The sequence below is a fragment of the Pseudomonas sp. genome (assembly GCF_037994325.1).
GTDB lineage: Bacteria > Pseudomonadota > Gammaproteobacteria > Pseudomonadales > Pseudomonadaceae > Aquipseudomonas.
Map to the genome: position 1 here is coordinate 1 of NZ_JBBNAH010000078.1, position 5,269 is coordinate 5,269.

3 protein-coding genes are annotated in these 5,269 nt (G+C 56.9%); 1 reads left to right on the plus strand and 2 read right to left on the minus strand.

Annotated elements, in window-relative coordinates; all coding sequences use genetic code 11:
• Positions 1-24: 24 nt before the first annotated feature.
• Positions 25-1,845 carry a translational GTPase TypA gene (typA, locus tag AAAB16_RS02545; protein WP_340661920.1) on the minus strand — a complete coding sequence of 607 codons (1,821 nt, stop codon included), beginning with the start codon at positions 1,843-1,845 and terminating at the stop codon, positions 25-27.
• 129 nt (positions 1,846-1,974) lie between these two features.
• Positions 1,975-3,429 carry a tRNA uracil 4-sulfurtransferase ThiI gene (gene thiI / locus AAAB16_RS02550; protein ID WP_340661921.1) on the minus strand — a complete coding sequence of 485 codons (1,455 nt, stop codon included), beginning with the start codon at positions 3,427-3,429 and terminating at the stop codon, positions 1,975-1,977.
• A 331-nt stretch (positions 3,430-3,760) separates the two neighbouring features.
• Here thiI and glnA point away from each other — a divergent pair, with 331 nt between their 5' ends.
• On the plus strand, positions 3,761-5,167 hold the full coding sequence (gene glnA / locus AAAB16_RS02555; protein WP_108096510.1) for a type I glutamate--ammonia ligase: 1,407 nt from the start codon (positions 3,761-3,763) through the stop codon (positions 5,165-5,167).
• Positions 5,168-5,269: the final 102 nt, after the last annotated feature.

Here is a 5,269-nt window from a genome sequence, read left to right on the forward strand (position 1 = left end):
TTTTTATTTAGCCGACGCTACGTCTTACTTAGCGGCTTTCTTGGCAGCGCGGGTACGCTCGCCTTCGTCCAGGATCTTCTTACGAAGACGGATGGATTTCGGCGTTACTTCGCACAGCTCGTCGTCCTGGATAAATTCCAGAGCCTGTTCCAGGGTGAAACGAACCGGCGGAACCAGGGCGATCGTTTCGTCCTTGCCCGAAGCACGCATGTTGTCGAGCTTCTTGCCTTTGGTTGGGTTCACACCCAGGTCGTTGTCACGGCTGTTAAGACCCACGATCTGACCGTTGTAGATGTCCTGACCGTGCTCAACAAACAGCTTGCCGCGCGCTTGCAGGGTTTCCAGCGAGTAGGTCAGAGCCTTACCGGTTTCAACCGAAACCAGCACGCCGTTCTGACGGCCAGACATGTGGCCCGACTTCATGGTGTCGTAACGATCGAAGATCGAGGTCAGGATGCCCGCACCGTTGGTGAGGGTCAGGAACTGGTTACGGAAACCGATCAGACCACGGGCTGGAATGTTGTATTCCAGACGTACACGGCCCTTACCATCCGGGGACATGTTGGTCAGGTCGCCTTTACGCAGACCCATTTCTTCCATGACCTTGCCCTGCGCTTCTTCAGGGATGTCGATGGTGACGTTTTCGAACGGCTCGTTCTTCACGCCATCAACCATACGGATGATTACTTCCGGACGGCCTACACCCATTTCGAAGCCTTCGCGGCGCATGGTTTCGATCAGTACCGAGAGGTGCAGCTCACCACGGCCGGATACTTTGAAACGGTCAGCCGAGTCACCTTCTTCAACGCGCAGTGCCACGTTGTACAGCAGCTCTTTGTCCAGACGCTCTTTGATGTTGCGGCTGGTGACGAACTTGCCTTCTTTACCGCAGAACGGCGAATCGTTGACCTGGAAGGTCATGGATACGGTCGGCTCGTCGACGGTCAGCGGCTTCATCGCCTCGACGTTGTTCACGTCGCACAGGGTGTCGGAGATAAACAGCTGGTCCATACCGCTGATGCAGACGATGTCGCCGGCGGCAGCTTCTTCTACGTCAACGCGGTGCAGGCCGTGGTGGCCCATCAGCTTGAGGATACGGCCGTTGCGGCGTTTGCCGTCGGCGTCGATCGCTACCACTGGAGTGTTGGGCTTAACGCGACCACGGGCGATACGGCCAACACCGATAATGCCAAGGAAGCTGTTGTAGTCCAGAGCGGAGATTTGCATCTGGAACGGACCATCACGGTCGACTTTCGGCGCAGGTACGTTGTCGACGATCGACTGGTACAGCGGGGTCATGTCTTCAGCCATTTCGCTGTGGTCAAGACCCGCAATACCGTTCAGGGCCGAGGCGTAGACGACTTTGAAGTCCAACTGTTCTTCGGTAGCACCGAGGTTGTCGAACAGGTCGAAGATCTGGTCCAGAACCCAGTCCGGACGCGCGCCTGGACGGTCAACCTTGTTGATGACCACGATTGGGCGCAGGCCCGCTTCGAAGGCTTTTTTGGTTACGAAACGGGTTTGTGGCATCGGGCCGTCTTGGGCGTCGACCAGCAGCAGCACCGAGTCAACCATCGACATTACGCGCTCAACTTCGCCGCCGAAGTCGGCGTGGCCGGGGGTGTCGACGATGTTGATGTGGTAGCCGTTCCAGTTGATCGCGGTGTTCTTCGCGAGAATGGTAATGCCGCGCTCTTTTTCCTGGTCGTTGGAGTCCATCACGCGCTCGTCGTTGAGCTCGTTGCGCTCCAGGGTGCCGGATTGACGCAGGAGTTTATCAACCAGGGTGGTCTTACCATGGTCAACGTGGGCGATGATGGCGATGTTGCGTAGATTTTCGATCACTTTTGCATCTCGATCAGAGGATTCGGTTCGCCGCTAAGTCTAGGCGGCCAGTATTAAGAATGAGTGGCTCAACTGCCCCGTCGGTCGGGGGGGCGGTGGCGGATACTGCCGCCAAACAGACCCGGCACTTTATGCCGGACGATAAACGCGCACATTGGCATACCCCTCGCTGAGCAAGTGGTGGGTATGCAGGCGGCTCATCACGCCTTTGTCGCAATACAGCAGGTACTGACGGGTAGAGTCCAGTTCCTTGAAGCGACTGTTGAGCGCGAAGAACGGCAGAGGTTGCACCTCTACGCCGTCCAACTCCAGCGGCAGGTCTTCCTGAACATCCGGGTGACGGATGTCCAGCACGATCTGCCCAGGCAAGGCTTCACTCAATTCCTCAACCTGGATGTCTTGGCCCAGCTCGTCGATCACCCGGTCGATCGGCACGGAACGGGCGTTTTGCAGCGCACGCTCCAGCACGGCCATATCGATCTGGGCTTCTTCATACACGACGCGGTCAGGCTTGGCGCGGGTGGTCGGGTTTACCGAAATCACACCGCAGTATTCGGGCATGTGCTTGGCAAATTCGGCGGTGCCGATGTGCTCAGCCATGTTGATGATGTCTTGCTTGTGGCTGGCGATCAGCGGGCGCATCACCAGTTTCTCGGTAGCGCGGTCGATCACCGCCAGGTTTGGCAGGGTTTGGCTGGAAACCTGGGAAATCGCCTCGCCTGTCACCAGTGCGTCGATATCCAGGCCGTCGGCCACCACGCTTGCGGCGCGCAGCATCATGCGCTTGAGCACCACGCCCATATAGGCGTTGTCGACCTTGCCGAGAATTTCGCCAAGCACTTCTTCAAACGGCACGCTGACAAACAGCACACGGTGCGAGCTGCCGTATTTGGCCCATATATAGTGGGCCACTTCCATCACGCCCAACTCGTGGGCACGGCCGCCCAGATTAAAGAAGCAGAAGTGGCTGACCAGCCCGCGACGCATCATCTGATAGGCGGCCACGGTGGAGTCGAAACCACCGGACATCAGCACCAGCGTGTGCTCAATAGCACCGAGCGGGTAACCACCGAGGCCTTCGTGCTGGCTATGGATCACATATAAGAGCTGGTTGCGAATTTCCATGCGCACCACCAACTCGGGCTCTTTCAACGAGATACCCGCGGCGCCGCACTGACGACGCAATTGGCTGCCGACGTAACGCTCAACATCCATGGAACTAAAGGTGTGTTTGCCGGCGCGCTTGCAGCGCACGAGGAACATCTTGCCAGGGAGCAGATCGCCGTAATGGGCTTTGCATTTTTCGACCATGTCGTCGAAATCGCCCAGCGGGTATTCATCCACTTGCAGAAACTGACCGATGCCCGGAATGCGCGTAAAGCGCTCGACCATTTCCGCGAGCACTTTGGGCTCGGTGAGTTTGGTTTCGACGTCGATGTTGTCCCACACGCCGTCCACCACGAGATTTGGATCCAGGTCTCGCATCACCGCGCGAATATTTTTCGCAAGCTGGCGGATAAAGCGCGTACGCACCGGCCGGCTTTTAATGGTGATCTCGGGGAAGACTTTAACGATAAGTTTCATGAAAACAGCGCGTGCGAGCCTGGCCTAAATTAAGGGGCGCGGATTATAGCGGAAATTGCTCAGCTTTTAACCAGGCAATCCTTACAAAGATGCGCAGCGCACCAATATGCAGCGCACCACTTTGCAACAGATCCATTTTGGTGCGCAGAACGCTTTGTTTTTACGGCGCAGCCCCCGCAGCGCCTGACTTTCGTGCAATAAACCCACTTCGGGGCACTGGCATGCAATTTGCTCCCTTGTGAGGCAGGTTGCCCTGGCGGACTATGCCGCCCGGCTTCACCGTTTTATTTGGGGCTAAAAAACCACAACGCCCCACCATCTGGAGGACACCATGTCGAAGGCGCTTCAACTAATCAAAGAACACGACGTGAAGTGGGTTGACCTGCGCTTCACCGATACCAAAGGCAAGCAGCACCACGTGACCATGCCGGCCCGTGACGCCCTTGACGACGAATTCTTCGAAGTCGGCAAAATGTTCGACGGCTCCTCGATCCATGGCTGGAAAGGCATCGAAGCCTCCGACATGATCCTGCTGCCAGTAGACAGCACCGCTGTGCTCGACCCGTTCACCGAAGAGCCTACCCTGATCCTGGTTTGCAACATCATCGAACCATCGACCATGCAAGGCTACGACCGCGACCCGCGCTCGATCGCTTCGCGCGCCGAGGAATACCTGAAAACCACCGGTATCGGTGACACCGTATTCGTAGGCCCGGAACCAGAATTCTTCATCTTCGACGAAGTGAAATTCAAATCCGACATCTCCGGCTCCATGTTCAAGATCTACTCCGAACAAGGCTCCTGGATGTCCGACGCTGACATCGAAACTGGCAACAAAGGCCACCGCCCAGGCGTTAAAGGTGGTTATTTCCCAGTTCCGCCGTGCGACCACGACCACGAAATCCGTACTGCCATGTGTAATGCCATGGAAGAAATGGGCCTGGTCATCGAAGTTCACCACCACGAAGTGGCAACTGCTGGTCAGAACGAAATCGGCGTTAAGTTCAACACCCTGGTAGCCAAGGCTGACGAAGTTCAGACCCTGAAATACTGCGTGCACAACGTGGCTGATGCCTACGGCAAAACCGCTACCTTTATGCCTAAGCCTTTGTACGGCGATAACGGTTCAGGTATGCACGTTCACCTGTCGATCGGCAAAGATGGCAAGAACACCTTTGCTGGCGAAGGCTATGCCGGCCTGTCCGACACCGCCCTGTACTTCATCGGCGGCATCATCAAGCACGGTAAAGCACTGAACGGCTTCACCAACCCGTCGACCAACTCGTACAAGCGTCTGGTCCCTGGTTTCGAAGCACCGGTAATGCTGGCCTACTCGGCTCGTAACCGCTCCGCTTCCATCCGTATTCCGTACGTTTCCAGCCCGAAAGCGCGCCGTATTGAAGCGCGCTTCCCGGACCCGGCTGCCAACCCGTACCTGGCCTTCGCAGCACTGCTGATGGCTGGTCTGGACGGTATCCAGAACAAGATCCACCCTGGCGACGCGGCAGACAAGAACCTGTACGACCTGCCTCCAGAAGAAGGCAAGCTGATCCCACAAGTGTGCGGCAGCCTGAAAGAAGCCCTGGAAGAACTGGACAAGGGCCGTGCGTTCTTGACCAAAGGCGGCGTGTTCAGCGATGACTTCATCGATGCCTACATCGAGCTGAAGAGCGAAGAAGAAATCAAAGTGCGCACCTTCGTGCACCCACTGGAATACGACCTGTACTACAGCGTTTAAGTACACAGCGTCTAAGCCAGGCGCGCCGGCTCGTATAGCGGCGTGACTAAAAAGGCCTCCCTCGGGAGGCCTTTTTTATGGAATTTTCAGACGCAGCGGAGC